Here is a 25,810-nt window from a genome sequence, read left to right as displayed (position 1 = left end):
GGTGGAACAGGCGAGCGCGCCCGGCCGCATATGGTCGGGCCTGCGCCGGGCGCCCTGATGGTGGCGAGTGTCAGTCCTTGGTCAGCCGGGTCTCGGTCTGCTCCGCGGACTCCTCGACCGGAGCGCTCTCGGGCGCGTCGGTCGCGGCATCGTCGGCGGTCTCCGCGGCGGTGTCCTCGGCGCGCACCTCGCTGATCGCGCGGCGCAGCCAGGTGGTCACGACATCCTCGGCGATTTCGAGGTCGACGGTGGTCTCGTCGATTTCGACCACCGTGCCGTAGAGCCCCGACGTGGTGATGACTTGGTCGCCGATTTTCAGGTTGTCCTGCATGGAGGCCACCTTCTCGGCCTCCCGCTTCTGGCGGCGGACGCCGAGGAACATCGGCACTAGCAGGGCTACCAGCAGCAGCGGTAACAGGAGTTCCATCGTCGAAGTCAGTCCCTAGTGTGTGGGTCGGATCGGGCAAGTACCCACACAGTCTGCCAGTTCATGTCGTTATCGACACACCGGCATGCCAGGTTCGACACGCCAGATCCGGCCATCCGGCCCAGAAGACGCCGATGCGCCGGGGACGCTTGGCGAAACAGCGTCCCCGGCGCGGCTGGTCGCCCTAGCGTGGCCAGGTGTTCTGGATGGCGTAGAAGCCGTACGGGTTGCCGTTCGGGTCGCCCGTCCTGTCCTTCTTTATCTCCTCGCACGGCTGGATACCGCCGCCGAGATGCGCCATATTGGCGAAGATCATCTTGGACTGCGCCGTCACCCGGGCCTCGCAGCTCTGCCGATCCGAGTAGCCCCAGACTTCCGTCGTCGTGGTCCCGTGGGTGGTGACCTTGTGATAGATGAGATTCGCCTCCGCGTTGGCCGTTCCCGCACCGAGCGCGATCACCACGCCGACGCTCGCGGCCAGGCCGGTGATACCCGCCAGCCGACGCACCGTATTACCCATGATTCCTCCCCTTCCCGGAAGTTGTCTCAGTGCGAGAACGTGACCTGGACACCGGTCACGTTCGGGGTCGTCGCCCGGATGCCGGGCACCGCGAGGACGTTCCCCCACGGGACGCAGCCGGTGGAGTTCGGAATCGAGTACCACTGCTCATTTCCGTTGATGTCGTAACCGCGCGCCTGCACCACCGGTATGCCGTTGCCGATGATGTTGATCGTGTAGCAGACCTGGTGGCCGGGGCTCCCGGCCACATTGCAGCTGGAATTGGCGACCGGTCCCCACTTGTTCAGCGGTGCGGCGAACGCCCGCCCGCCGCACGAGCCCGCCTGTGCGGACGGCGCGGACAGCAGGTCGGAATTCGCCACCAGCGGAGCGGCGGCCGCGACACCGGCGATCGCCAGCACACTCGCGGCACGCGCGACAGACTTCATAAACACTTTCATTTCACATTTCCCCAATACTTTGGTGACGCGGATTCGGCCGCCCGGCCGAGCCCCCCGGCGAGCGCACCGCGGCATTCGGCCGCCACGCGGACGAATCCCAATAGTCCTGAGCTCCAAAGACTTTCGGTGCGTTCACAAGATTGGATGCATCGGATCGCCCCGGCGTTCCCCAATGTGACCGGCATCACAAAAAGACCCGCCCCGACCTGGGGGCGGAGCGGGCCAAATGCTGTGGCGCACCACGTGTTACCTGGTGGGAGCGGTGAATCCACCTCTCCTGGAAGGAGATCCGCGCACCGCACCTTCGCGCGGCGACGCCCGCGATCAGGCGGCAGCCGGGCCGTAGCTGTAGTCGTCGAGCGGGAAGCTGACCGCCTCGCGGTGGGCGTTGACCGTGCTGGTCGGGCGGAGCAGAGCGGCCTCACCGTGCTGGTTGAAGTAGTAGCTGCGCGCGGTGGAGCAATCGCCGCCGTAGAACACCGAGGAGCCGAGCTTCTCGGTGACGCGGTCCAGGAATTCGGTGTTCGCGCGCTCGGTGACCTCGAAAGTCGTTTCCCCGCGCCGGAACAGCTCGCCGAACAGCCTGCCCATATGCTTCATCTGCGCCTCGATGGTGGTGAAATAGGACAGGCCGCTGTACGAGTACGGGCTGTTGAGGCTCAGGAAGTTCGGGAACTTGGGCACGGTGATGCCCTCGTAGGCCTGGAATCGGTTGTCGCGCCACCACTTTCCGAGGTTCACGCCGTCGCGGCCGATGATCTCGATGGCCGGGAAGTTCACATCCCACAGGTTGAAGCCGGTGGCCAGGATGAGGGTGTCGATCTCGGTCTTGTGGCCGTCCGCGGTGACGATGCCGTCGGCCTCGACGTGATCGATGGAGTTGGTCTCCAGGCGCACGTGCGGCTGGTTGAAGGTGCGGAAGTAGGTGTTGGAGAAGGTCGGGCGCTTGCAACCGAAGTCGTAGTGCGGGGTGAGCTGCTTGCGAATCTCCTTGTCCCGCACCTGCGCTCGCAGATGCGCCTTGGCGAGCACACCCGCACCCCGGTTCAGCAGTTTGGCCTGCTTGAAGTGCAGCACGCCGACCACCATCAACGCCTCGAGCAGGCTCGTATTCACCAGGCGCGCGGCCTTTTGCGTCACAGGGACTTTCGCGAACAACCGCTGGACGGCGGGCGGGATCGCGGCATCGATCTTGGGCACCACCCAGATCGGGGTGCGCTGAAAGACGGTGAGCGCCTCGGCCTTCTTGGCCACCTCGGGAATCAGCTGGACGGCGGTGGCGCCGGTGCCGATGACGGCGGCGCGGCGGCCGGTCAGGTCGAAATCGTCCTCCCACGCGGTGGTGTGAATGATCTTGCCCGCGAAGGTATCTATGCCGGGGAAGGGCGGCGTGTACGGCTGGGACAGGAAGCCGGTGGCGGCGAGCAGGTAACGGCCGGTGAGGGTTTCACCGCCGGCGACGGAGACCACCCACTGCTGATGTTCGGCGTCCCAGCGGGCGCCGTCCACCACGGTGTTGAAGCGCATGCGGCGGCGCAAACCATATTTGTCGGCAACATGTTCGGCGTACTTCTTCAGTTCGGCGCCGGGTGCGAACAGCCGCGACCAGTGCGGGTTCGGTTCGAACGAGTACGAGTAGGTCACCGAGGCGATATCGACGGCGAGGCCGGGGTAGTGATTGACGTGCCAGGTGCCGCCGAGGTCGTCCTCGCGCTCCAGGATCACGTAGTTGCTCAGGCCTAGTCGGTCGAGCTCGATGCCCGCCCCCATGCCACCGAATCCCGCGCCGACCACGATCGCGTCGAACTGAGGCGCCACGCCGAACCTCCTGGTTTGCTGAACCGTCCATCACAGAATGACACATCATTCCGTTTATGACGACTGTATCATCGGGGTCGTGACGAAGCCATCCACGCGGACCTCCCGCACTACCGGGAATGCCATGCAGCGCCGCAAGGCCGAACTGCGCCAGGCAATCATCGACACCGCGTTCGCGTGCTTCGCCGAGAAGGGCTACCACGCCACCGGAATCGCCGATATCGCAGGACAACTGGGCATCGGGCACGGCACCTTCTACCGCTACTTCAGCAATAAGCGCGACATCATCGACCACGTCATCGACGATCTGTCCGCCCGAATAGTCGACGCGCTCGGCACCGAGAACGCACCCGACGCGGCAACCACCCTGGACGAATACCGGGCCCAGATCGACCGGATCGGCGGCGCGCTCACCGGCATCCTGATCGACGACCGCCGCGTCGCGCAGCTACTCCTGTTCCACGCGCCCGGCATCGACGACGAACTCACCGCGCGGCTCTACGGGCTGCTCGACACCGCCGACGCGCTCACCGCAGGCTATCTCGATCACGGCGTCGAACTCGGTTATCTGCGTGCCGATCTCGATACGGCGAACACCGCCCGCGCGGTCACCGGAATGCTGCTGGCCGCCATCGTGCACGGCCTGCGCGAACCTGATGAGGCGGCCATCGCCGGGCTGAACCAGGCGATTCGCCGATTGCTCATCGACGGCGTCCGGCGCGACTGACCGGTTCGCTCTCCGCTCGCCCCGCGATAACCCGCGGGAATTCCACTCGGGTAGCGAACATTTCGCGAATCGCCCGGCGTAAGGTGATGCTCATGCGGGTCGGGGGCTCGAATACTGGTTGCAGACCGCCGGGTACGAGATTCGCATATTCGGCCGGAACACGACGGAGGGCCTGACAGAATGTCGCGGGTGACACCGGAAGATGTGAGTCGCACCCACTTCGGCATGCCTGCCGTGGGGCATCGCGGCTATCACGCCGACGAGGTGGATGCCTTCCTCGAAGCGGTCTGCGCAACCCTCGACGGGCGCGGCGCCCTCACCGCCGACGATATCCGTCACGTCAGCTTCGACGCCCCACGCTTCGGCGGCCGCGGCTACGAGGCCGAACAGGTCGACGAATTCCTGGACCGGGTGCGGGTGGAGCTGGAGTTCCGGCAGCTCGGCAGCCGTCCGGTGCCCGCGGGCGTCAACGGCAACGGCCACACCCTGCTCACCGCCGACGACGTACATCGCATGCGATTCAGCCCCGCGCCCGTCGGCCACCGCGGCTACCACCGCGACGAGGTCGACGCCTTCCTCGACCTGGTCGCCGCCACCCTCACCCACGACGGGCCGGGCAGCCTGACCATCGCCGACGTCAAATCGGTCCGCTTCACCGAGGCGCGATTGGGCACCCGCGGATATCACCGCGAGGAGGTCGATGCGTTCCTCGACCTGGTTGTCACCGCCATCGAACACGCCGATCAGCAGCATCATCATCTTCGGTGGATACACCGCGAATAGGTTTGCGGCAGGGGCGGTTTCGCGTCCGGGGGCTTCGGGGCGGGGTTGCCGGTCATTGCGACCGGATCGGTTGCGTTGCTGTCACGACCGGGCCGTTCCAGCTGGGTGGTGTTCGCGTGCGGCGTTCCTCTCCTCCTCGGTTCGGACGGATCGGTGCCTTGGGTTGGTGGTCGCGTCGCTACGACGACTGAATCGCCCGAGGTGGGCGCGTGGTGCATTGGTATGCGGAGTTCCGGTCTCCCGCTCGATTTGGACGGATCGGCGCCTTGGGTTCGTGGTCGCGTCGCTACGACGGACTGGATCGCCCGAGGTGGGCGCGTGGCGCATTGGTATGCGGAGTTCCGGTTCCGCACCATGGACGACGTTGTTCCCGAGTAGCTTTCGGCTTCTCGCGCGTGCAATAGCGTGCGCACGAAGCCGATTGCTGTGCGCGAATCGAGTGGTCCGGCGTGTGGAGCGACGCGGGCCATCGGAGTGCAGCCTGTAGGCGTCTGCTCGCGAAAAGCCTACGGGGTGCGGTAGCCGAATCAGCCGTCGCGCATATCGCCGACACGCGCAACCTTGGCTCCAAGGCACCAATTAGCTTCTGGCGCAGGCGATTACCTGTGCGAGAAGCCAGTTGCTATGCGGAACGTGTTGCCTACTGGATCAAAGGTAAAAACAGCGGCGGGGAGCGATTCAGTCGGCCTAGGTGGACAAAATCAGCTGGGATATGCGGAAATCCCGCAGAAATCGTCTGATTTTGTCCGTTCAGGCCGGATGCGACAGCGCCGGTACGGATATCGGCCTCACCCCGGATGCGAAACCGCACCGCCACATGCCAACGCGCTCCGGCGCCTGCCCGGGGCAATCCAGCCGTCGTAGCGACGCGACCCATTCGCCGACGCACCGATCCCTCGGGACGGCACCGGCGCAGCACAGCCCCGGCGCGGCCTTCATATATGTCGGACGGCAGACTGTTGCGAGGTGACGTGCTCCGGCGACCACAGGTATCGAGGGGGAACAGCGTGACAGATGATCAGCAGCGGCAGCGGCCCGATTCAGGGCAGCCGTATCCACGGGACTATCCGACTCGGATCCAGCCACAGCAGGCGTACGAGTATCCGCCGTTGGACGGTGGGCAGCAGCCGTATGAATATCCGCCGCTCGACGGCCAGCAGGCGGCGCACGGTCAGCAGCCGACCGACGCGCAACTGCCATATCAGAGCCAGCAACCCCACCAAGGCCAGCCGCCCTATCAAGGCCAGCAGCCATACCAAAGCCAGTCGCCCTACCAGGCCCAGCAGCCGTACCAGAGCCCGCAGCCGGACCCGGCCCAGCAGCCCTACCTGGGCCAGCACTCGGACCCGATCCAGCAGCCCTACCCAGGCCAACACCCAGACCCGACCCAGCAGCCCTACCCAGGCCAACACCCAGACCCGACCCAGCAGCCGTACCAAAGCCAGTACCCAGCCCCGTACCAAACCCCGCCGCAACGCAACACCGGCCTGATCATCGGCATCATCGTGGTGGTGATCGTCCTGGTAGGGGCGGGAATCACCGCGGCGGTGGCATTCACCCACAAGTCGACGCCGGTGCAGGCCGCAGCGACAACCACCGCCGCGCCGACGACCGGTGCACCGACCAGATCGACGGCACCGTCCACCCCGACATCGAAGGCGCCGAGCACCACCACACCCGTGATCGCCGGATTCCAGGGTGTCGCGGTACCGTCCCGCGGCATCGCCTATGACGTGCCCGCGGGCTGGAAGGTCGATACCGAGAGCGTGATCCGCGGTTATGAGGATGCGAGCGGCAACCGAATCTCCGGAACCGGAACCGCTGCCGACGGCGAGAAGTACTGCCCCGGTTCGGGCACCAGGTCGATGTCGTTCGTCAGCAGGTCCGATCTGACCGATCCCGCGGCGGCCGCCGCCAATGTCGGGAAGAGCGCGGCCACCCTCGGTTACGACGATCCGAGTGGCGGCTCGGCTTCGGCGCCTACCCCGATCACGGCGGGTGGCGGGATCAGCGGGCAGATGGTCGAGACGTCCGGGAGCTGGCATCCGGCCAAATCTGGTTGCGCGACAACGCGATATTCGGTGTACACCTTCGCCTTTCCCGGCCCACGGAATCCGATGCTGGTGTTGACGATCGGTGCGGATCGCGGGGTCGACGGTGAGGTGACGCCGGAGCTGGCGCGCCAGATCTTCGCCAGCGTCCGCAAACTCTGATCAGGTGTCGAACAGGTCGAGGGTGGGCTGCGGTTCGCGGCCGCGCACCTCGATCGAGCCGAATACCAGGTCGGGGGGCGGGACGAGACCGAGGTGTTCCCAGGCCGCGGCGGTGGCGACGCGTCCGCGCGGGGTGCGGGCGACCAGCCCGGCGCGGACCAGGAAGGGTTCGCACACCTCCTCGACGGTGGCGGCCTCCTCCCCCACCGCGACGGCGAGCGTCGAAACGCCAACGGGCCCACCACCGAAGCTGCGGACGAGCGCGCCGAGCACCGCGCGGTCGAGCCGATCGAGGCCGAGCACGTCGACGTCGTAGACCTCGAGCGCGGCCTGTGCGATGGGCCGGGTGATGAGACCGTCGGCGCGTACCTCGGCATAGTCGCGGACCCGGCGCAGCAGCCGGTTCGCGATCCGGGGCGTACCTCGGGAGCGGCCGGCGATCTCACCGGCGGCATCCGGTTCGATGGCGACGCCGAGGATGTGCGCGGAACGCTGCAGAATGTGCAGCAGTTCGTCCGGGTCGTAGAAATCCATATGCCCGGTGAAGCCGAAGCGGTCGCGCAGCGGGCCGGTGAGCGCGCCGGACCGGGTTGTCGCGCCTACCAGTGTGAACGGCGCGATTTCCAGCGGAATCGACGTCGCCCCAGGGCCTTTCCCGACGACTACGTCGACCCGGAAGTCCTCCATCGCGAGGTAGAGCATCTCCTCGGCGGGCCGTGCGATGCGGTGGATTTCATCGATGAACAGCACATCGCCTTCGACGAGGTTGCTCAGCATGGCGGCCAGATCGCCGGCGCGCTCCAGCGCCGGGCCCGACGTGATGCGCAGTGCCGTACCGAGTTCCGTGGCGATGATCATCGCCATACTCGTCTTGCCGAGTCCGGGTGGCCCGGACAGCAGCACGTGATCCGGTGTGCCGCCGCGCTGTTTCGCGCCGCGCAGCACCAGCGCCAACTGTTCGCGCACCCGCGGCTGGCCGATGAAGTCGTCCAGCGATTTCGGGCGCAGGCTGGCCTCGATCTCCCCGTCGGACCGCAGATAGCTTGCGGTGACCTGGGATTCGGCCTCGTCCTGATGATCCATCACGTACTACCGATTCTTGCCGAGCAGGCCGAGCGCGGCCCGCAGCGCGGTCGAGGTGTCGGCGGCGGGCTGTTCGGCGAGTACCGAATCCACCGCCGGCTCGGCCTGTTTCAGTGCGAATCCGAGCCCGGTGAGCGCCTCCACCACCTGGTCGCGCACCGGTGTGAGCACGGGCGCCGACGTCGCGCCGGGCGGACCCGACTGCACCGGAACGAGATTCACCTTGTCCCGCAGTTCGACGACCATGCGCTCGGCGCCGCGTTTGCCGATGCCGGGCACTCGGGTAAGCGCGGCGACATTGCTCTCGGCCAGCGCCTTGCGCAGTGCCTCGGGTTCCAGCACCGCAAGCACCGCCATGGCCAGCCGCGGTCCGACGCCCGAAACCGTTTGCAGCAGACCGAAGAGGTCGCGGGCCTCGGTATCGGCGAAGCCGTACAGCGTCATCGAATCCTCGCGCACGATCATCGCCGTGTAGAGCCGGGTTTCCGCGCCGCGGGTGAGGGTGGCCAGTGTGGCCGGGGTCGCGTTGAGCCGGTAGCCGACGCCCGCCGCCTCCAGCACCACATGGTCGAGCGCGATCTCCAGCACTTCACCGCGTACCGACGCGATCACCCGCGCACCGCCTTTCGTTGTTCGGCAAGCTTTTCGGTGTACCGCCGCCGCACCTCGGCGGCCTGCGCCTCGGCCCTGGCCATCCGGTCCAGCAGCGGCGCCCGCCAACAATGACAGATGGCCAGTGCCAGCGCATCCGCCGCGTCGGCGGGTTTCGGCGCGACCTGCAGGCCGAGTATTCGGGTGACCATCGCCGTCACCTGCGCCTTGTCGGCCGAACCATTGCCGGTGACGGCGGCCTTCACCTCACTGGGTGTGTGGAAGACGACCGGAATTCCCCGGCGCGCCGCGGCCAGCGCGATGACGCCGCCCGCCTGCGCGGTGCCCATGGCGGTGCGCACATTGTGCTGGGCGAAGACGCGTTCGATGGCGACCGCCTCCGGTTTGTGCGTATCCATCCAGTGCTCGGCGGCGTCGGCGACGCGCAGCAGCCGGTGTGCGAGGTCGAGTTCGGTGGGGGTGCGCACCACGTCGACGTCCAGTGCGGTGACCTTCCGGCCCAGCCCGCCCTCGACGACGCTGAGGCCGCACCGGGTGAGCCCGGGGTCGACGCCCATCACCCGCACGAAATCCCCTCTCCCAGACACGAACAACTGTTCGAGAGTCTAACGGAGACCGGAGCCTCGTTATCCCAACGACACAGCCCGGCTTCAGCGACACGGATCAGGTCAGCCCGAGCAGCTCCGGCCGGCCGGTGCGCTCGCGCCAGGCTGCCGCCGGATCGGCGACCAGTTTGCGCCGCCGCAGATCCAGCACCCCGCTGACGTGACCGACCGTAGCGGCGATTTCACCGTCGGATCGGGTGAAGACGTGCTCGAGCCGGTAGGTCTTACCCGCGCCCCAGATCCATGCGCAGCTGACCTCGACGGTTTCGCCGCCGCGCAGCTCGCGCTGGAATTTCAGCACGGTCTCCAGATTCACCGGACCGAAACCCGCGCCGATCATGTCGGGAATCGAGACACCCGCGGCCTGTAGGCACGCCCAACGCGCCTGATCCGCGAACTGATGATAGGCGTATCCGGCGACGTGCAACTGAGCATCGAGATCGGAAACCCGGATGTCGATGCGGGTACTGAACACCACGGGCGCGACTATGCCAGCACCCACCGACAACTCGGCTCAGTCCACCGTGCCGAAGCAGCTGGCCGATGCCGAGTACTTACTCGAATACGACTGCTGGGCAATGGTTTTGCCGTCGTGCACGATCGTGCAGCCGACGGTGCCGCCGGAGGAGCTGATCACCGATACGCTCGCCGACTTGGCGATGCCCTTGACCTTCACGTCTTTTCGCCACGGCAGCGAGACGCCCTTTTCCTCGTGGCTGACGAAATCGTCGGTGTAGTAGGTGATATCCGCCGCGGAGGCGGTGCCGGTGACCTGGTAGGTCACCGAAATCTCCTGGTTCGCATCCTTGTTCAGCCGCCACGCGACCGTGCCGAATATCGCGAAACAGCCGCCTGCCAGCAGGAAGATCGCCAGTAGTACGCCGCCGAGCACCCACGGCCACACCGGCTTCGACTTGGGCGGCGGATACTGCGGCGGCGGGTAGTAGCCGTACTGCGGCGGCGGATACCCCGAGCCGGGTGGCGGCTGATAGGTCATCGATTCCCCTCCCGAAATCCCCGTGTGGACTGGGAAAACACTACCCGAACCGGGGCAAACCCGACAGTCGGCCACGCCGGTAGGTCGTATCGCCATAAGTCGGTTCGACATATGTTTTAATCGACACTATGGTCATCGGCATGACCAGCGCGCTGACCCTCGCGATCCTCGGCTTCCTCTACGAGGAACCGCTGCACGGATACGACCTGCGGGTGCGCATCGCGCGGCTGTCCGGACATGCGAGCACCATCAGCCACGGCACGCTCTATCCGGCCATCAAACGAATGGAGACCGCGGGCCTGCTCACCAGAGCGGCGCAGCCCGGGTCTGCCGCCGCCCCGCGACACATGCTGGCCCTGACCGAGGCGGGCCGGGTCGACCTGCTGGAGCGGCTGCGCACACCCGCCGAGGTGTTCATCACCGACGCCAACCGGTGGTTCATGCTGCTCGCCTTCCTGCGACACCTCCCGGATCCGGCCGAGCGCGCCGCCGTACTGCGCAGGCGCCAGGCCTTTCTCACCGAACCGAGCAGCTTCTTCTACGAGGGCGTTCGCCCGCTGCCCGCCGAAGAGGTCGACGACCCGTACCGGCGCGGCATGCTGCGCATCGCCCGTGCCACCACCAAGGCCGAAATGGACTGGCTCACCGCGACTCTGCGCGAGTTGACGGCGCCGGAAAGGATCGAATGATGCCGACGATGTCCGAGCACGAGTGGCGCGCCTTCGCACTCACCGGGACCCGCACCGGGAAGCTGGCGACCCAGCGCAGGGACGGCCGCCCGCACGTGACTCCGGTGTGGTTCCTGCTCGACGAATCCGATTCGCCCCGTGTGGTTTTCACCACCTGGCACGATTCGCTGAAATACCGCGCACTGCGCCGTGACCCGCATTTCGCGCTCTGCGTCGACGATCAGGAACCGCCCTACGGCTACGTCATGTTGGAGTGCACCGCCGAATTCACCGACGACCCAACCGAATTGCGCACCTGGGCGACCCGGATCGGCGCCAGATACATGGGCGCGGACCGGGCCGAGGCATACGGGGCGCGCAACTCGGTGCCCGGCGAGTATTTGATCAAGGCGAGAATCGACCGGGTGATCGCCGCCCGCGATATCGCGACATAGCTACCTGTTCGCCGCGCACAGGTTCGCTGGAGCGGGCTCACAGGTTGCCTCGAGGAATCGCCTCGACAATGCCGTAGGTGCCCGTTCTTCGAGCGCCCCTTGCCGCGCCGCCACCAGCCCCGCCGACGACACCGCTACCCACCCCGGCGGCGACTCCGGCCCCTGCGGCGCCACAGTTGCCGCCCGCCGGGCTGAACTCCAACTTCCAGAACAACTTTCACCACGGCATCTCGCTGCTGCACGGCTGGCTGCCGATCACCGTCGAATTGCTGGCGGTGGCCGCGCTGGTGCTGGCGATCGGCTGGCGGACCCGCCGCTGGCGGCTGGTCTGGCTGCCGGTGTGCGTGCTGATCGGCGGCGCGGGCGCGCTCGCGGCCTGGGCGTACATGAACGATCAAGGGCTTGCCTCGGATCCGGCGCCGCCGCTGCTGTGGGTGTGCGTCGCCGCGACATTCTGCGCGATCGCGGTCGCCGTGCTCGGCTGGCGGGGCGCGCGCTGGTGGCGGCGCGGGGTATCCGTGCTCGCGGTGCCGCTGGCGCTGCTGAGCACCGGTCTGGTGCTGAACCAGTGGGTCGGCTACTACCCCACCTGGCAGTCCGCCTGGAGTTCGCTCACCGCGGGCCCGCTGCCGAATCAGACCGATATATCCGCGCTGGCCGGGCTGCGCGGCACGAACGTGACGTCCGGAAAAATCGTGCCGGTCCAGATTCCCGACTCCGGCAGCAACTTTCCGCATCGCACCGAATACGTCTATCTGCCGCCCGCCTGGTTCGCCGGAGCGACACCACCGCAACTGCCGGTGGTGATGATGATCGCGGGCGAATTCAATACGCCCGCCGACTGGGTCCGCAGCGGCCAGATCATGCCCGCGGTGGACAAATTCACCGCGAGCAATGGTGGCCGCGCGCCGATTCTCGCATTCGTCGATTCCAGCGGCAGCTTCAACAACGACACCGAATGCGTGAACGGCCCGCGCGGCGATGCGGCCGACCATCTCACCCGGGATGTGCCGAGTTATCTCGAATCCCGGTTCGGCGCATCGGCCGACCCGGCGAACTGGGCGGTCGTCGGCTGGTCGATGGGCGGCACCTGTGCGGTCGACCTCACCGTGATGCATCCGGAGCTGTTCCACACCTTCGTCGATATCGCGGGCGATCTCGGCCCGACCTCCGGTGACAAGGAGCAGACCATCCGGAGGCTCTACGGCGGCGACGCGGCACAGTGGGATCGATTCGATCCGTTGACCGTAATGGCCAAACATGGCCGATACACCGGTGTCGCAGGACTTTTCGACGATCTGACCCCACCGCAACGCAGCGGCGGGCCGGGTAGGCCCGGCAACTTCCATCCGCCCAAGGTGGACGAGGACGCGGTCGGCTTCGGCGGACACGACGGGGTGTACGACACCGGTGAGGTCGGTGCGGCCGAAAAGCTGTGCGACGCCGGGCACGCGGTGGGCATCGACTGCACGATCCACACCACCAAGGGCGGGCATACCTGGCAATTCGCCACCGCGGCATTCACCTCGTCGTTCCCGTGGGTGGTCGCGCGCGTCGGACTGCCGGTGCCGAATCAGGCGTAGTCACCGAAACGGGTAGGTGTGTGCTGTGACACACCTACCATCGGGGGATGAGTAACGCTGCGCGAGCTGTCTTGGAGGGCGGGCCGGCGGATTTGCCGACCCGCGTGGTCACCGTCACCCCGCCCGGCACCGAGATCAAGGTCCAATTCAAGGGCGGCTACGAACATTTCGAGGCGACACCGCGATTGCAGGACACCGCCGAGGGCCCACTACGCGTTTACGCGTGGACCTACCGCACCGCTATCGCGGAATGAGACGGTGATCGGCCGCGGGCGTGTCGTCACACGCCCGCGGTCGTGTCCGCGCGGAAAGTACGCCGATAGGTAAGGGGCGCAACACCGATCGCCTCGTGCAGATGCTGGCGCAGTGAGGCGCCGGTGGCGAAGCCGACCTCGCCCGCGATCCGGTCCACCGGGAGGTCGGTGGATTCGAGCAGACGCCGGGCCGCGAACATCCGCTGCTGAATGAGCCAGCGGCCCGGACTCATTCCCACCTCGTCGCGGAAGCGGCGCGCGAAGGTTCGCTTACTCATTCTGGCCTTGGCCGCCAAGTCATCCATGGTGAGCGGTAGCCGCAGATTCTCCAGCGCCCACTGGCGGGCGGCCGCGGTCCCTTGCGATGCGGACGGCGGCACCGGCTGCTCGATGTACTGCGCCTGACCGCCGTCCCGGAACGGCGGGACGACGCAGCGGCGGGCCACGGCATTGGCCACCTCGCTGCCATGGTCGCTCCGAATCAGATGCAGGCACAGATCGATGCCCGCGGCCGCGCCCGCCGAGGTGAGCACCTCGCCGTCGTCCACGTACAGCACGTCGGGATCGAGGTCGATCCCCGGGAAGGCGCGCCGGAACTCGTCGGCCACCGCCCAGTGCGTGGTGGCGGGCCGCCCGGCCAGCAGGCCCGCGGCGGCGACCACGACCGCGCCGGTGCAGATGGACACGATCCTGGCGCCCGGCCGGATCCGGGCGAGCGCATTCGAAATGGGTTGCGGCAGTTGGTCCGCCCGGCCCGCCGCGTCGAGCATGGGTGCGATATCGCATGGCGGAATGATCACCGTGTCGGCGGTGGCGAGCACGGACTCGTCGTGTTCGACCGCGATCGCGAAATCGGCGATGGAACGCACCGGCCGACCGCCGATCGAGCAGGTGATCACCTCGTATCTGCCATCGGCCGAACCGAATACGCGCATCGGGATACCGAGTTCGAAGGGGTACACGCCGTCCAACGCCAGCACGACAACCCGGTGCGCGGTGATATCAGCCATGGCACGATCCTATCGAATAATGGCAATCGTGCCATTTTCTGTGGCGGCGAGCGACGGCAATCTGGTTCCCATGAACAAAGTGCCGAATACGATGCGCGCCATCAGCCAGGACGTCCTCGGCGGTCCCGAGGTGCTGCACGAGGTCGAGCTGCCGGTGCCCACCCCGGGGCCGAGCCAGATTCTGGTCCGGGTCCGCGCCGCCGGGGTCAACCCCACCGACTGGAAGCACCGCGCCAGGACAGGGTTGTTCCTGCCCGAGCCGCCGTTCGTGCTGGGCTGGGATGTGTCCGGCGAGGTCGCGGCAGTAGGCTTCGGCGTCACCCTGTTCCGGCCGGGTGACGAGGTGTTCGGGATGCTGCCGTACCCGTTCGGCGTCGGCTCCTTCGCCGAATACGCGGTGGGCCCGACCCGGGCGTTCGCCCGCAAGCCCGCCAACCTGGACCATACCGAGGCGGGCGCGATCCCGCTCGCCGCGCTCACCGCCTGGCAGGCGCTGGTGGATACGGCGAATCTGCAAGCGGGGCAAAGGATCCTGGTTCATGCGGCAGCTGGCGGCGTCGGCCACTTCGCGGTGCAGATCGCGAAACACCTCGGCGCGTACGTGATCGGCACGGCGAGCGCGGGCAATCACGAATTCCTGCGCTCGATCGGCGCGGACGAGACGATCGATTACCGCACAACGGATTTCGCCGAGGCGGTGCGCGACGTCGATGTAGTGCTCGATCCGATCTCCGGCGACACCACCGTTCGGTCGCTGGATACGCTGCGGCCCGGCGGAATCGTGGTGTCGCTACTGCGCGACCAGCCGGAAGAGGTTATGGCACAGGCGAAATCGCGCGGCCTGCGCGCGGTCGCCATGCTGGTGGAGGCCGACCACGCCGGTATGGACGCACTGCGCCGACTCGCCGAATCCGGTGCGCTGCGGCCGACGATCGCGGGCGCCTTCCCGCTGGCCGACGCCGCGAAGGCGCACGAACTCGGCGATACCAACCGCACCGTCGGCAAATTGGTGATCACGATCCCCTGATCCCAAGGGACACCGGCGAATACGACTCGGGGCGGCCCACTTCCGGTGGGCCGCCCCGAAATATTCGAGCGCTCAGTCCTCGAGCTGCGCGAGCACCTCGTCGGAGACATCCACGTTGGTGTAGACGTTCTGCACGTCGTCGCTGTCCTCCAGCGCGTCGACCAACTTGAACACCTTGCGGGCCGTATCCGCGTCGGCCTCGACCGACACCGACGGCTGGAAGCCGGATTCGGCGGAGTCGTAATCGATTCCGGCGGTCTGCAGCGCGGTGCGCACGGCGATCAGATCACCGGGCTCGCTGATCACCTCGAACGAGTCGCCCAGGTCGTTGACCTCCTCGGCGCCCGCGTCGAGCACCGCGGTGAGCACATCGTCCTCGGACAGTCCGTTCTTCTCCAGGGTGACGATGCCCTTGCGGTGGAACAGGTAGGACACCGAACCCGGGTCGGCCATGCTGCCGCCGTTGCGGGTCATCGCGACGCGCACCTCACCGGCGGCGCGGTTGCGGTTGTCGGTGAGGCATTCGATCAGCACCGCCACGCCGTTCGGGCCGTAGCCCTCGTACATGATGGTCTGCCAGTCGGCGCCGCCCGCCTCCTCACCGGCGCCGCGCTTGCGCGCGCGCTCGATGTTGTCGTTGGGCACCGACGCCTTCTTCGCCTTCTGGATGGCATCCCAGAGCGTCGGGTTTCCGCCAGGGTCGCCACCGCCGGTCCGAGCCGCAACCTCGATGTTCTTGATCAGCTTCGCGAACATCTTGCCGCGCTTCGCGTCGATCACGGCCTTCTTGTGCTTGGTGGTGGCCCATTTGGAGTGGCCGCTCATGCCCTACTTCCTTCGGTCGGAGATACCTGACGTGCCCCGCCGACGGTAATGCCCGCGGCCGGACAGGCAACCAAGCCAGCCTACTCGGCGTGTCATGGTGCGCCGTCAGCGACCGCGCACCAGGTCCACGAACAGTTCGTGCACCCGCAGATCGCCGGTGACCTCGGGATGGAAGGAGGTGGCGAGCACATTGCCCTGCCGCACCGCGACGATCCGCCCCAGGAACGGACCGGTCGGAATGGTGGCCAGCACTTCGACGCCCGGCCCGACCCGCTCGACCAGCGGCGCCCTGATGAACACCGCCCGCACGGGCGCATCGTCCAGTCCGGCGAAATCCAGGTCGGTTTCGAACGAATCGACCTGGCGGCCGAATGCGTTGCGGCGCACCGTCATATCGATGCCGTAGAGATGTTTGGCATCGGGGCGGGTGTCGAGCACCTCCGAGGCGAGCAGGATCATTCCGGCGCAGGATCCGAAGGCGGGCATGCCATCGCGCAGCCGGGCGCGCAGCGGCTCCAACAGTTCGAAGACCTCGAGCAGTTTGCTGATGGCGGTCGATTCGCCGCCGGGCAGGATCAACGCGTCCACCGCGTCGAGTTCGGCCGCGCGGCGCACGTTCACCGGTGTCGCGCCGCAGTGCTCGATCGCGGCGAAATGTTCACGCACATCGCCCTGCAACGCGAGCACGCCGATGCGCGGCGTCCCGGTTCGCGCCGCATCCCGGACCTGTGCCGCAGCCACCGAATCCATGCCCGTCCTTTCCCCGTGTCCGGCTACGACAATACGGACACCGGAAATGTGTGCGCGCTCACCTGTCAACATTCCATCAACGCCCCTGGCGGACCGAACGGTTCGCGCGCACACTCGCGCTGGTGACAGATGTGTTACCGCGAGTTCGGTCGGCCTTCGGCAGCCCGGAGAAGACGGCGCCCGACCATCGCGGACTTACGGTCCTGACCGGCTTGGCCGGACTTTCCCTCGACGCCATGGCCTCGGTCTCCTACGGTCCGGAAGCGATCGTGCTGGTACTCGCCGCGGCGGGCGGCGCCGGACTCGGGCTGACCCTGCCGGTGACCCTGGCCATCGCCCTGCTGCTCGCCGTGCTGACCGCCTCCTATCGACAGGTGATCGCCGCGTTCCCGAACGGCGGCGGCGCGTACGCGGTCGCCAAGAAGCATCTCGGGCACCGCACCAGCCTCGTCGCCGCGGCCTCGCTGATCGTCGACTACGTGCTGAACGTCGCGGTATCGATCGCCGCCGGTGTCGCCGCGCTCACCTCGGCCTTCCCCGCCCTACTGCCCTACACGCTGTGGATCTGCCTGGCCGTGCTGGTCGGCATCACCGCGCTGAACCTGCTCGGCATCACCGAGAGCGCGCGGGCGTTCATGGTGCCGACCGTCATCTTCGTCGCGGGCATCTTCACCGTGATCATCGCCGGTCTGGTGCGCTCCGAACCGGCCAGCGTCGCATCCGGCACCGCGACCGCGCTCGACTACCACACCATCGGAATCCTGTTGGTGCTCAAGGCGTTTTCCAGCGGGTGCGCCGCACTGACCGGCGTCGAGGCGATCGCGAACGCGGTGCCCAGCTTCGCCGCGCCGAAAGTTGTTCGCGCGCAACGCGCCGAGGTCGCGCTCGGCGGCCTGCTCGGCGTGATGTTGATCGGGCTGGCGGTGCTGATCCAGAAGTTCGATGTGCGCCCGGTCGACGGCACCACCGTGCTCTCCCAGCTCACCGAGGCCGCGCTGGGCCACGGAATCGGTTACTACGTGGTGCAATTCGCGACCGTGGTGCTGCTGGCGCTGGCGGCCAACACCTCGTACGGCGGCCTGCCGACGCTCACCAAGATCCTCGCCGACGACAACTGCCTGCCGCACCGGTTCGCGGTGGCCTCGCCGCGGCAGGTGTACCGGTACGGCGTGCTGACCCTCGCCATCGCCGCGGGCGCGCTGCTCATCGGCGCGAACGGCGAGATGAACGCGCTGGTACCGCTTTTCGCGATCGGAGTGTTCGTCGGCTTCACCATCGCCCAGGTCGGGATGGTGCGGCACTGGCGGCTGGCGCACGGCGCGGGCTGGCAGTGGCGGCTGGCGCTCAACGGATTCGGCGCGGTGCTCACCTTCGTCGCGGCGATCGTCACCACCGCCATGAAATTCGGCGCAGGCGCCTGGCTGATCGTGCTGGTGCTGCCGCTGCTGGTCTACGGGATGGAGCGAATCCGCGGCGCCTACACCAAGATCGGCGCCGTCCGGCGCGCCGACGAGCTGCCGCCCGCCCCGCAGCCGCGCGATTCGGTGGTGATCGTCCCGGTGTCCGAGGTCTCCGAATTGAGTTGCGAGGCACTGTCGGCCGCCATGTCCATCGGCAAAGACGTTGTCGCCGTTCATGTCTGCCTCGCGGGCGAATCGACGCGGGCCTTCACCAAGGCGTGGGAGGCCTGGCACCCGGATGTCCCGCTGGTGCTGCTGCCCGATCACGACGCCACCGTCGGCGGGCCCGTCGCCCGCTACATCAGCGAGAAGTATCCGGACCGCCGCAAGGTCGTCGTCGTCGCCGAGGTGGATCCGCCGCTCGGCTGGAACCGTGTCATCCCCAGTCACCGCAGCGACGAGCTGGAACGCGAGCTGCGCCGACTATCCGACACCGTGGTCTGCCACCTGCGCGTACAGGTGGCGTGATGGTTCCGGATGGGTGCGACGGCCACTCGCACCCATCCGGAACGAGTCGAGTTCAGTCCTCCCGCAGCGTGCGGATCAGACCCTCCTGGACGACCGCCGCCACCAGATGACCTTCCCGGTTGAAGATCTTGCCGCCGGTGAGGGCGCGGCCGAAGCCGGCCGACGGGGAGGACTGGTCGTAGAGCAGCCAATCGTCGGCGCGGAAGGGGCGCAGGAACCACATGGCGTGGTCGAGCGACGCGTTCTGGGTGCGCTCGTCCGGATGGGTGACCTTGGACGAGCCGAGCAGCGTCATATCGCTCATGTAGGCCAGGGTGCAGACATGGAACAGCGGGTCGTCGGGCAGCGGATGCCGGTAGCGGAACCACACCTGCTGCTGGGAGACGACGCCGTCGCGGCGGGCGATATCGTCGTGCGGCACGGTGCGGATATCCCAGTGCTCCCATTCGCGCATGGCCCACAGGCGTTCCGGGGTCATGGTGGTCTCGGCGTCCGGCAGGTCCTCCGGCCGACGGACCGGCGGCATCACATCCTGATGCTGCGGACCCTCATCGCCGATGTGGAATGAGGCCGACATGGTGAAGATGGCCGCGCCGTCCTGCACACCGGTCACCCGGCGGGTGCAGAACGACCTGCCGTCGCGGATGCGTTCGACCAGGTAGACCGTCCGCTCCTCCGGATTGCCCGGCCGCAGGAAATAGCCGTGCAGCGAATGCACCTGGAAGCGCGGTTCCACCGTGCGCACCGCCGAGACCAGCGCCTGGCCGGCAACCTGACCGCCGAATGTGCGCGGAAGCTGGGTCTTGGTGGACGCGCCACGGAAGATATCCCGCTCGAGCCGCTCTATCTCCAGCGCCTCTTCGATTGTCGCCATGCGCTCGACATTATCCCGGCCGTAGTGCGGGACACATCCCGGCTACCGCGAACATGGGTGTGACATTCGCCCGATTCGTCGGCCCGCGCGCGGTTGCGCAAGATGGACGGCATGCGTTTCGTGCCGATCACCCAGGAGGGCCTGATCGACCTGGTGGTAGGCCGGGTCCGCGAGTTCGAGGGTCATCCGGTGCTCGGCATCGATGGGTCCGACGCGGCCGACCCCGCCGGATTCGCCGCCAGGATCGCCGCGGCGCTGCGCGATCTCGGCCGCCCGGCCGAGGTGGTGTCGCTGCACGACTACGTGCGGCCCGCCTCGCTGCGCATGGAATTCGGACGGACCGACGAAATGTCTTATCGCACCGCGTGGTTCGACTACGCGGCGGTGCGGCGCGAGGTGCTCGACGCGCTGCGCGCCGAATCCCGTTGGCTGCCCGCGCTGTGGGATGAGCGCACCGACCGCTCGGCCCGCGCCGCGGTGCGAACCGCCTTGCCCGGCACCGTCGTTCTGGTCGCGGGCCCGATGCTGCTCGGCCGCGGACTCGCCTTCGACCTCACGGTGCGCCTCGACATGTCCGAGGCCGCGCTGCTGCGCAACACCGCGGCACAGGACCGCTGGACAGTCCCCGCACTACTCCGGCAGGCGGACGAAACACCGGATCCCCCAACGATCCTCGTCCGCTGGGATCATCCGTCCCGCCCCGCCCTGCGCACCGCGTGATGCCCAGCGGATACCCGGACCAGAAATGCCGGTGCGGCGCACGTCCCGCCATCATGCCGCACCCGCCACGGCGAGCCGACCGGCGTCGAGCGATTCGCCGGTATCCGGAGGTCAGACCAACCGGTGGCCGCCGTCGACGTGCAGGACCGTGCCGGTGATGAACGGGTTGTCCATGAGAGACGTTATGGCCTGGGCGATTTCGGCTGGTCTGCCGATGCGGCCGACCGGGAGGCGGGTCGCCAGCTGTTGGTGGCGTTCGGATTTGGCCGAACCGGCGATGGTGTCCCAGATCGGGGTGTCGATCCAGCCGGGCGAGACCACGTTGACGCGGGTCGGCGCCAGTTCGATGGACAGGGCGTAGGCGAGGGATTCGAGGGCGCCGTTCGCGGCGGCGACGATGCTGGAACCGGGACCGGGCCGGTAGGCGGCGATACCGGAGGTGAAGGTGAGCGAGCCCCCGGGCGCGAGGCGGGCGTGCTTGCCGAGCAGCGCCGGACCGATCAGTTTGGCGTCCAACGTCTTTCGCGCGGTTTCCGGATCCAGCTCGGTGATCGGCTGGTAGACGCCGGTGACGTCGACGGCGGTGGTCACCACGTGATCCACCACCCCCACCTCGGCGAAAACCCGCTCGATATCGGCCTCGCGGGTGATATCGGCGACGACCGTACGAACCTTGCCGGGACCGCCCGCCAGCGTCTGCTCCGCCGCGGCGAGCCGGTCGGCGTTACGCGCCGCGACGGTCACCTCCGCACCGTCCGCGACCAGTGCGGAGGCCAGCGCCAACCCCATGCCCGAACTGCCGCCGAAGATGACCACCCTGCGCGCCGCATTCATATTTGCTGTCATGACTCCAGTCGACCAGCGGCCGGGCCGAGTGTCCATGTCGCAGCATCGAATTGGCGTTAGTCAGCGGCTAACACAGCAGATGACAGCATATTTCACGACAAGAGTGCCGAGCGGTAGCTCATGGGCAGGCCGGAGACTGCACGTTGAAGTTCTTCAGCCCGGCGCACACCCAGCTCTGGGCGACCTTCCACTTGCCGTTCTCGGCGACGAAGGTGATATCGCCGGTGTTCTCCTGGCCGTTCACGGTGAATTTGACCTGGGCGTCGAGGGTGTCGCCGAACGGCGTCACCTTCGTGACCTCCGCCTGTGCGTTGGTCTGCTTGTACGCCTCGGCGAATTTGTTCGGCAGGTCCGGATCGGCCTGCGCGCCCTGCACCATGTCCAGCTTCTCCGAATTCGGCACCGCCGGGTCGAGCGCCCGCTTCAGTTCCGCGTTCAGATCGGCGGCGGTCGGCACCGGCGGCAGGTTCGGATCCGGTTTCGCGCTCGTCGACGCCGGGGTTTTCTTGGGCGTTTCCTTCGGGCTGTCGCTGCCGCACGCGGTCAGTCCGAGCGCCGCGGTCAACGCGAGGCCCGCGACGGCGATACGTCCGGTGCTACGTAAGTTCAATTGCTCATCCTTCGCATTCGATGTGCCGGGTTGAAATTCCCCCGCGCATTCGAATGGCGAAATTACCCACCGGAATTGTGCGAACGATAAGGCGACGGTTCGGCGTTCGTGAGACTCAGCTCACCGACGCGTCGAGCAACCGTCCATGCAGCGCCGAAACCACCGCCGCGACCGCCGGATTGCGGTTGGCGGACCGCCACACCGCCGCGTACCGCACCTCGAGCGGCCGGTCCAGCGGCCGCCATTGCAGCCCCGGCAGTCCGGCCACCCGGTCCGAGCTCAGCCCGACGATATCCGTCCGCATCGGCAGCACGTTCAGCATCTGGGCGTGCCCCATCGCGCTTTCGCTCAGCCGGATATCCGCGCCGCGGGTGCGCAATTCGGTCAGCAGCGCGTCGTGTAAGCCGACGGCCGAATCCCTGGCGAACAACACAAGTTCCTGCCCGCGCAGGTCGGCGGCGCCGATCTCGGCCAGCCCGGCCAGCCGGTGCCCGGTGGCCATCACGATGCCGAGTTCCTCACGGGCGACCGGGATTTGGGCGAATCGCTCGGGTAACGTCACGGGCGCGCGGACCATCGCGAGATCCACCTCGTCGTCATCGAGCAGGCGCAGCTGATCGGCGGTGGTTCCACCGGTCAGCACCATTCGAGCGCCCGGCAACCGCGCCGAAAGCAATTCGCCGATCCGGGTGGGCAGCCACGGCGGTATGCCGTTCAACAGTCCGAAACGCAGCGTCGGAATTTCCGCGCCCGCCTCCCTGCGGGTTTCGCGGACGGCCGCGTCGGCGGCCCGCAGGATATCGCGGCCGCTGCGCAGCAGCACCTCCCCGGCCGGGGTCAGTTCGATCCGCGGCTCCCGGGTGAGCAGCGGCCCACCCATTTCGCGCTCCAACCCTTTGATCTGCTGACTCAACGTCGGCGTGGAAATGAACAGTCGCTGCGCGGCACGGCGAAAGTGCAATTCCTCCGCCAGCACGACGAAGTACCGCAACTGCCGCAATTCCACACCGCCGACGTTACCGGTTCACCACCGGCGGCTCCGCCTGCGGATCGATAATCACCCCGACCTCACCGTCGCCCCACGATGCCCTGATCCGGATCCGTCTGACCTCGGACGGGACCGCGCGGCCGCGACGCAACCACTCGTCGGCTTCGATGCAGGCTATCTGAATCAGATCGGTCGATATTCTTCCCAGGCACGGTGTCACCGCCATAGGCGCTCTTCAATTCGGGCGCAGTACGATCGGCCCGCTCCGACGCCCGTGAGCGCGAAGTGATCGAAAAGTGATGGGCGCGAGGGGATATTGGTTCTCGGGCCGAGCCTCCCCGGCCGCTGCCGGACCGTTCGATTTATGGAGATCCACGCTGTGACTTCGCCCGACAACGATGAACTGATCGACGGCCAGCCCCCGAGTGACACGCAACCGGACAGACCTCCGGCTGCCGGGAAGCGGTCGCGGTGGCGGATCGTCCGCCGTGTTCTCTACCTATTGCTGGCATTGACCGTCATCGTGCCGAGCGGGACCTTCCTGGTCGTGTACGCGACGGTCTCGGTGCCCAAGCCCGGCGATCTGAGGCGCAACCAGGTCGCCGTGATCTACGCCGCCGACGGCGCATCGGTGCTGAGCAAAATCGTTCCGCCAGAAGGTAATCGGACCGATGTGACGATCGACCAGATCCCACCCCGGGTGCGCGACGCGGTGATCGCGGCCGAGGACCGGGAATTCCGCACCGATTCCGGCTTCTCGATCCCGGGTCTCGTCCGCGCGCTGCGCGACAACCTGTTCGACCGCGAAAACACCGGTGATGGTCCGACGATCACCCAGCAGTACGTGCGCAACGCACTCGTCGGCAGCGAGCGCTCGCTCAGCCGCAAGGTGCGTGAGCTGGCGATCTCGGCGAAGATGACGGAGCAGTGGAGTAAGGACGACATCCTCACCGCGTACCTGAACACCATCTACTTCGGTCGCGGCGCATACGGTATCGCGGCCGCCGCCAATGCCTACTTCGGCAAACCGGTGCAGGAGCTGTCCACCGAGGAGGGTGCGCTGCTCGCCGCGGTTATCCAACGGCCCTCCGGCCTGGATCCGGCGACGAATCCGGACGGCGCGACGAAGCGCTGGGGCTATGTGCTCGACGAAATGGTCACCGCCGGTAGCCTATCCGCGGCAGACCGTCCGAAAATGCGGTTCCCGCAGGTGATTCCAGCACCGCGGGCCAAGACAGACGCCTCGGGTCCGGAGGGGCTGATCGAAAGCCAAGTGCTGAAGGAGCTTTCGGCCGCGGGCATCAGTGAGGACCAATTGAACACCGGCGGTCTGCGGATCACCACGACCATCGATCCGAAGGCGCAGCAGGCGGCGGTCGACGCGGTCGCCAAAAGCATGCAGGGTCAATCGGAGAGATTGCGTACCGCAGTGGTCTCGGTGGATCCGCGCACCGGCGCCGTACGCGCCTACTACGGCGGCGCCGACGGTCACGGCTACGACTTCGCCAACGCGCCGCAACAGCCGGGATCGTCGTTCCGGGCCTTCGGTCTCGCGGAGAACCTGGAGCTCGGCAAACCGCTGTCGACGATGTACGACAGCTCGCCACTGTCGGTGAACGGCATCAAGATCGACAACACCGAGGGTGAGCAGTGCGGCACCTGCACCATCGCCGAGGCGCTGAAACGGTCGCTGACCACCAGTTTCTACCGCATGGAACTCGACATGCAGGACGGCCCGCGGAAGATCGCGGATATGGCATATAAACTCGGCATCCCGGAAACCGTTCCCGGCGTTGGCAAATCACTCACCGAACCGGGCGGCTCCGGCCCGAACAACGGCATCGTGCTCGGCCAGTACGTGGTCCGTCCGTTCGACATGGCCTCGGCCTACGCCACATTGGCGGCCTCCGGCATGTACCACGCGCCACACTTCGTGCAGAAGGTCGTCGACGCCGACGGCCGGGTGCTGCTGGACCGCGGTACGGAGCCGGTCGGCGAGAAACGCGTCGACGCGGCGGTCGCGGACAATATGACCGACGCGATGAAGCCGATCGCCGCCTGGGCGCGCCGACACGACCTGGCCGATGGGCGCGCATCCTCGGCCATGACCGGCACCACCGATCTCGGCGACACCGGTAAGAACAAGGACGCCTGGATGATCGGCTACACCCCGTCACTGTCCACCGCGGTCTGGGTCGGCAACGATCAGAACGCGCCCCTCCGAGATGCCAACGGCGGCATGATCTACGGTTCGGGCCTGCCCGCCGACATCTGGAAGGCCACCATGGACGGCGCGCTACAGGGCACACCGAACGAGACCTTCCCGACCCCGCCCCCGATCGCCGGCCAACCCGGTGTGCCCCCGTGGACGACGCCATACACCGCACCACGGTAATCGGCCGCTCGAGCTGCCGACCGCACGGGAATCCCTCTGGCCGTTGGTATTTCGGCGGCCGACGACGCTCAAGCGCTGTGCCTCCGCAATTCCGACGCTACCGGTTCGCCACCGGCGGCCCCGCCTTCGCATCGACGATCGAACGGCCGAAAGCCATGATCTCCCGGACGGCCGGATCGCCGGTCAACGGCCGCCAAGCCTCCTTCAACTTCTGCGCGGCCTCGGCTTCGGCGCGCTGCACCGTCTCCATCAGCACCTGCGCCAGCCGCGCCTCGCCCAGCCGCAACGCCTGCGGAGTCAACCGCAGATCCTGCACCACCCCGCTGTAGATATCGCGGGCACGCTCGGTGCCGCCGCGCAACTCGGATAGCGCGGTGTGCAGGTCGCGGGGCGCCTGAGCCCACTGCTCATGGGCGGTTTTGTGTGCCGTGGCGGCTTTGCCGGACCACTGGATGTGCAGGCCGGTGACACGTCGTTCGATATCGGCGAGCCGCTGCTCGATCGCGTCCTCGATTTTTGCGGCCTTATCTTCGACTTTCGGTTACCCGGACAGCCGAAGCAAGCAGTGGTGCGGACGGCACGAATACCTGGATTCGGATGTATCAATCGGCCTACGCGGACAGTTTCGGTCCGATATCGACGAAATATCGTC

The 25,810-nt window shown here is 67.2% G+C and carries 27 protein-coding genes and 1 pseudogene; 11 read left to right on the top strand and 17 right to left on the bottom strand.

Annotation, left to right across the window (positions count from 1 at the left end; all coding sequences use genetic code 11):
- Nucleotides 1-70: 70 nt before the first annotated feature.
- The 4 genes from yajC to LGY53_RS15245 all read right to left on the bottom strand — a co-directional run bounded on the left by yajC (nt 71) and on the right by LGY53_RS15245 (nt 3,205).
- Nucleotides 71-427: a preprotein translocase subunit YajC gene (gene yajC, locus LGY53_RS15260; RefSeq protein ID WP_225727341.1), complete on the bottom strand. Its 357-nt coding sequence runs from the start codon at nt 425-427 to the stop codon at nt 71-73.
- Between the two features lie 184 nt (nt 428-611).
- A complete protein-coding gene (locus tag LGY53_RS15255; RefSeq protein WP_225727340.1) occupies nt 612-947 on the bottom strand; it encodes a hypothetical protein in 336 nt (111 codons plus the stop codon).
- Between the two features lie 26 nt (nt 948-973).
- The gene (locus tag LGY53_RS15250; protein ID WP_225727339.1) at nt 974-1,375 is read right to left on the bottom strand and encodes a hypothetical protein; all 402 of its coding nucleotides are present in this window, start codon (nt 1,373-1,375) and stop codon (nt 974-976) included.
- Nucleotides 1,376-1,711: 336 nt separating this feature from the next.
- Nucleotides 1,712-3,205 carry an NAD(P)/FAD-dependent oxidoreductase gene (locus LGY53_RS15245; protein ID WP_225727338.1) on the bottom strand — a complete coding sequence of 498 codons (1,494 nt, stop codon included), beginning with the start codon at nt 3,203-3,205 and terminating at the stop codon, nt 1,712-1,714.
- Between the two features lie 124 nt (nt 3,206-3,329).
- On the opposite strand from LGY53_RS15245, the gene LGY53_RS15240 reads away from it, so the two are divergent.
- From LGY53_RS15240 to LGY53_RS15220, 3 genes are all read left to right on the top strand, one after another.
- Nucleotides 3,330-3,932, top strand: a complete 603-nt coding sequence (locus tag LGY53_RS15240) for a TetR/AcrR family transcriptional regulator (RefSeq protein WP_225727624.1) — start codon at nt 3,330-3,332, stop codon at nt 3,930-3,932.
- 180 nt (nt 3,933-4,112) lie between these two features.
- Nucleotides 4,113-4,715: a DivIVA domain-containing protein gene (locus LGY53_RS43960; RefSeq protein WP_305082696.1), complete on the top strand. Its 603-nt coding sequence runs from the start codon at nt 4,113-4,115 to the stop codon at nt 4,713-4,715.
- Between the two features lie 1,007 nt (nt 4,716-5,722).
- Nucleotides 5,723-6,928 (top strand): hypothetical protein, encoded by a 1,206-nt coding sequence (locus LGY53_RS15220; RefSeq protein ID WP_225727337.1) that lies wholly within the window; start codon nt 5,723-5,725, stop codon nt 6,926-6,928.
- Here the strand turns inward: LGY53_RS15220 and ruvB are convergent, their stop codons facing one another.
- The 5 genes from ruvB to LGY53_RS15195 form a co-directional block, all read right to left on the bottom strand.
- Nucleotides 6,929-8,011 carry a Holliday junction branch migration DNA helicase RuvB gene (ruvB, locus tag LGY53_RS15215; protein ID WP_167479535.1) on the bottom strand — a complete coding sequence of 361 codons (1,083 nt, stop codon included), beginning with the start codon at nt 8,009-8,011 and terminating at the stop codon, nt 6,929-6,931. It abuts the gene before it with no gap.
- Nucleotides 8,012-8,017: 6 nt separating this feature from the next.
- Nucleotides 8,018-8,623, bottom strand: coding sequence for a Holliday junction branch migration protein RuvA (ruvA, locus tag LGY53_RS15210; protein WP_167476060.1), 606 nt, complete (start codon nt 8,621-8,623; stop codon nt 8,018-8,020).
- Nucleotides 8,620-9,189 carry a crossover junction endodeoxyribonuclease RuvC gene (gene ruvC, locus LGY53_RS15205; RefSeq protein ID WP_225727336.1) on the bottom strand — a complete coding sequence of 190 codons (570 nt, stop codon included), beginning with the start codon at nt 9,187-9,189 and terminating at the stop codon, nt 8,620-8,622. Before ruvC ends, ruvA begins: the two co-directional genes overlap by 4 nt.
- A gap of 97 nt (nt 9,190-9,286) precedes the next feature.
- The gene (locus tag LGY53_RS15200) at nt 9,287-9,706 is read right to left on the bottom strand and encodes a thioesterase family protein (RefSeq protein ID WP_225727335.1); all 420 of its coding nucleotides are present in this window, start codon (nt 9,704-9,706) and stop codon (nt 9,287-9,289) included.
- Nucleotides 9,707-9,742: 36 nt separating this feature from the next.
- Nucleotides 9,743-10,225 carry an MmpS family transport accessory protein gene (locus LGY53_RS15195; RefSeq protein WP_225727334.1) on the bottom strand — a complete coding sequence of 161 codons (483 nt, stop codon included), beginning with the start codon at nt 10,223-10,225 and terminating at the stop codon, nt 9,743-9,745.
- Nucleotides 10,226-10,365: 140 nt separating this feature from the next.
- Here LGY53_RS15195 and LGY53_RS15190 point away from each other — a divergent pair, with 140 nt between their 5' ends.
- From LGY53_RS15190 to LGY53_RS15175, 4 genes are all read left to right on the top strand, one after another.
- Complete coding sequence (locus LGY53_RS15190) at nt 10,366-10,914, top strand: PadR family transcriptional regulator (RefSeq protein ID WP_225727333.1); 549 nt, start codon at nt 10,366-10,368, stop codon at nt 10,912-10,914.
- Entirely contained in the window at nt 10,914-11,348 is a 435-nt protein-coding gene (locus LGY53_RS15185) for a PPOX class F420-dependent oxidoreductase (protein ID WP_225727332.1), read from the top strand. The genes LGY53_RS15190 and LGY53_RS15185 overlap by 1 nt, the downstream gene beginning before the upstream one ends.
- Before the next feature lie 77 nt (nt 11,349-11,425).
- The gene (locus LGY53_RS15180; RefSeq protein ID WP_225727331.1) at nt 11,426-12,931 is read left to right on the top strand and encodes an alpha/beta hydrolase family protein; all 1,506 of its coding nucleotides are present in this window, start codon (nt 11,426-11,428) and stop codon (nt 12,929-12,931) included.
- Nucleotides 12,932-12,978: 47 nt separating this feature from the next.
- Nucleotides 12,979-13,185 carry a DUF5988 family protein gene (locus LGY53_RS15175; RefSeq protein ID WP_225727330.1) on the top strand — a complete coding sequence of 69 codons (207 nt, stop codon included), beginning with the start codon at nt 12,979-12,981 and terminating at the stop codon, nt 13,183-13,185.
- A gap of 26 nt (nt 13,186-13,211) precedes the next feature.
- Here the strand turns inward: LGY53_RS15175 and LGY53_RS15170 are convergent, their stop codons facing one another.
- A complete protein-coding gene (locus LGY53_RS15170; protein ID WP_225727329.1) occupies nt 13,212-14,195 on the bottom strand; it encodes a GlxA family transcriptional regulator in 984 nt (327 codons plus the stop codon).
- A 28-nt stretch (nt 14,196-14,223) separates the two neighbouring features.
- Between LGY53_RS15170 and LGY53_RS15165 the strand changes: the two genes are divergently transcribed.
- A complete protein-coding gene (locus LGY53_RS15165) occupies nt 14,224-15,222 on the top strand; it encodes an NADP-dependent oxidoreductase (protein WP_308102893.1) in 999 nt (332 codons plus the stop codon).
- A gap of 72 nt (nt 15,223-15,294) precedes the next feature.
- On the opposite strand, the gene LGY53_RS15160 is transcribed toward LGY53_RS15165, so the two are convergent.
- Together LGY53_RS15160 and pdxT are read right to left on the bottom strand one after the other, a co-directional pair.
- On the bottom strand, nt 15,295-16,047 hold the full coding sequence (locus LGY53_RS15160; protein WP_167476068.1) for a YebC/PmpR family DNA-binding transcriptional regulator: 753 nt from the start codon (nt 16,045-16,047) through the stop codon (nt 15,295-15,297).
- A gap of 105 nt (nt 16,048-16,152) precedes the next feature.
- Nucleotides 16,153-16,797 (bottom strand): pyridoxal 5'-phosphate synthase glutaminase subunit PdxT, encoded by a 645-nt coding sequence (gene pdxT, locus LGY53_RS15155; RefSeq protein WP_225727328.1) that lies wholly within the window; start codon nt 16,795-16,797, stop codon nt 16,153-16,155.
- Nucleotides 16,798-17,033: 236 nt separating this feature from the next.
- Between pdxT and LGY53_RS15150 the strand changes: the two genes are divergently transcribed.
- Nucleotides 17,034-18,725, top strand: coding sequence for an APC family permease (locus LGY53_RS15150; RefSeq protein WP_225727622.1), 1,692 nt, complete (start codon nt 17,034-17,036; stop codon nt 18,723-18,725).
- 52 nt (nt 18,726-18,777) lie between these two features.
- Here LGY53_RS15150 and LGY53_RS15145 read toward each other — a convergent pair whose 3' ends face one another.
- Nucleotides 18,778-19,599: an acyl-CoA thioesterase II gene (locus tag LGY53_RS15145; protein WP_225727327.1), complete on the bottom strand. Its 822-nt coding sequence runs from the start codon at nt 19,597-19,599 to the stop codon at nt 18,778-18,780.
- A gap of 111 nt (nt 19,600-19,710) precedes the next feature.
- Here LGY53_RS15145 and LGY53_RS15140 point away from each other — a divergent pair, with 111 nt between their 5' ends.
- Entirely contained in the window at nt 19,711-20,319 is a 609-nt protein-coding gene (locus tag LGY53_RS15140; protein ID WP_374111185.1) for a hypothetical protein, read from the top strand.
- Between the two features lie 111 nt (nt 20,320-20,430).
- Here LGY53_RS15140 and LGY53_RS15135 read toward each other — a convergent pair whose 3' ends face one another.
- The 3 genes from LGY53_RS15135 to LGY53_RS15125 all read right to left on the bottom strand — a co-directional run bounded on the left by LGY53_RS15135 (nt 20,431) and on the right by LGY53_RS15125 (nt 22,781).
- Entirely contained in the window at nt 20,431-21,165 is a 735-nt protein-coding gene (locus LGY53_RS15135; RefSeq protein ID WP_225727325.1) for an SDR family oxidoreductase, read from the bottom strand.
- Between the two features lie 118 nt (nt 21,166-21,283).
- Complete coding sequence (locus tag LGY53_RS15130) at nt 21,284-21,775, bottom strand: hypothetical protein (protein WP_225727324.1); 492 nt, start codon at nt 21,773-21,775, stop codon at nt 21,284-21,286.
- Nucleotides 21,776-21,890: 115 nt separating this feature from the next.
- Nucleotides 21,891-22,781 carry a LysR family transcriptional regulator gene (locus tag LGY53_RS15125; RefSeq protein WP_225727323.1) on the bottom strand — a complete coding sequence of 297 codons (891 nt, stop codon included), beginning with the start codon at nt 22,779-22,781 and terminating at the stop codon, nt 21,891-21,893.
- A 346-nt stretch (nt 22,782-23,127) separates the two neighbouring features.
- Between LGY53_RS15125 and LGY53_RS15120 the strand changes: the two are divergent.
- Nucleotides 23,128-25,140, top strand: a pseudogene (locus LGY53_RS15120) (transglycosylase domain-containing protein); the annotation flags it as partial.
- A 115-nt stretch (nt 25,141-25,255) separates the two neighbouring features.
- On the opposite strand, the gene LGY53_RS43955 reads toward LGY53_RS15120, so the two are convergent.
- Nucleotides 25,256-25,672, bottom strand: coding sequence for a WXG100 family type VII secretion target (locus LGY53_RS43955; RefSeq protein ID WP_225727621.1), 417 nt, complete (start codon nt 25,670-25,672; stop codon nt 25,256-25,258).
- Nucleotides 25,673-25,810 lie beyond the last annotated feature (138 nt).

The organism is Nocardia sp. JCM 34519.1 (genome assembly GCF_020361265.1).
Taxonomy (GTDB): Bacteria; Actinomycetota; Actinomycetes; order Mycobacteriales; family Mycobacteriaceae; genus Nocardia; species Nocardia arthritidis_A.
Note: the sequence above shows the minus strand (reverse complement) of the source record. Positions and strands in the feature narration are given on the sequence as shown.

What these genes read in the sequence shown, in the direction of transcription:
- yajC (WP_225727341.1), bottom strand. Translation starts at nt 427, where the DNA reads ATGGAACTCCTGTTACCGCTGCTGCTGGTAGCCCTGCTAGTGCCGATG.
- LGY53_RS15255 (WP_225727340.1), bottom strand. Translation starts at nt 947, where the DNA reads ATGGGTAATACGGTGCGTCGGCTGGCGGGTATCACCGGCCTGGCCGCG.
- LGY53_RS15250 (WP_225727339.1), bottom strand. Translation starts at nt 1,375, where the DNA reads ATGAAGTCTGTCGCGCGTGCCGCGAGTGTGCTGGCGATCGCCGGTGTC.
- LGY53_RS15240 (WP_225727624.1), top strand. Translation starts at nt 3,330, where the DNA reads ATGCAGCGCCGCAAGGCCGAACTGCGCCAGGCAATCATCGACACCGCG.
- LGY53_RS43960 (WP_305082696.1), top strand. Translation starts at nt 4,113, where the DNA reads ATGTCGCGGGTGACACCGGAAGATGTGAGTCGCACCCACTTCGGCATG.
- ruvB (WP_167479535.1), bottom strand. Translation starts at nt 8,011, where the DNA reads ATGGATCATCAGGACGAGGCCGAATCCCAGGTCACCGCAAGCTATCTG.
- LGY53_RS15195 (WP_225727334.1), bottom strand. Translation starts at nt 10,225, where the DNA reads ATGACCTATCAGCCGCCACCCGGCTCGGGGTATCCGCCGCCGCAGTAC.
- LGY53_RS15190 (WP_225727333.1), top strand. Translation starts at nt 10,366, where the DNA reads ATGACCAGCGCGCTGACCCTCGCGATCCTCGGCTTCCTCTACGAGGAA.
- LGY53_RS15185 (WP_225727332.1), top strand. Translation starts at nt 10,914, where the DNA reads ATGCCGACGATGTCCGAGCACGAGTGGCGCGCCTTCGCACTCACCGGG.
- LGY53_RS15175 (WP_225727330.1), top strand. Translation starts at nt 12,979, where the DNA reads ATGAGTAACGCTGCGCGAGCTGTCTTGGAGGGCGGGCCGGCGGATTTG.
- LGY53_RS15170 (WP_225727329.1), bottom strand. Translation starts at nt 14,195, where the DNA reads ATGGCTGATATCACCGCGCACCGGGTTGTCGTGCTGGCGTTGGACGGC.
- LGY53_RS15160 (WP_167476068.1), bottom strand. Translation starts at nt 16,047, where the DNA reads ATGAGCGGCCACTCCAAATGGGCCACCACCAAGCACAAGAAGGCCGTG.
- pdxT (WP_225727328.1), bottom strand. Translation starts at nt 16,797, where the DNA reads ATGGATTCGGTGGCTGCGGCACAGGTCCGGGATGCGGCGCGAACCGGG.
- LGY53_RS15150 (WP_225727622.1), top strand. Translation starts at nt 17,034, where the DNA reads ATGGCCTCGGTCTCCTACGGTCCGGAAGCGATCGTGCTGGTACTCGCC.
- LGY53_RS15145 (WP_225727327.1), bottom strand. Translation starts at nt 19,599, where the DNA reads ATGGCGACAATCGAAGAGGCGCTGGAGATAGAGCGGCTCGAGCGGGAT.
- LGY53_RS15140 (WP_374111185.1), top strand. Translation starts at nt 19,711, where the DNA reads ATGCGTTTCGTGCCGATCACCCAGGAGGGCCTGATCGACCTGGTGGTA.
- LGY53_RS15135 (WP_225727325.1), bottom strand. Translation starts at nt 21,165, where the DNA reads ATGACAGCAAATATGAATGCGGCGCGCAGGGTGGTCATCTTCGGCGGC.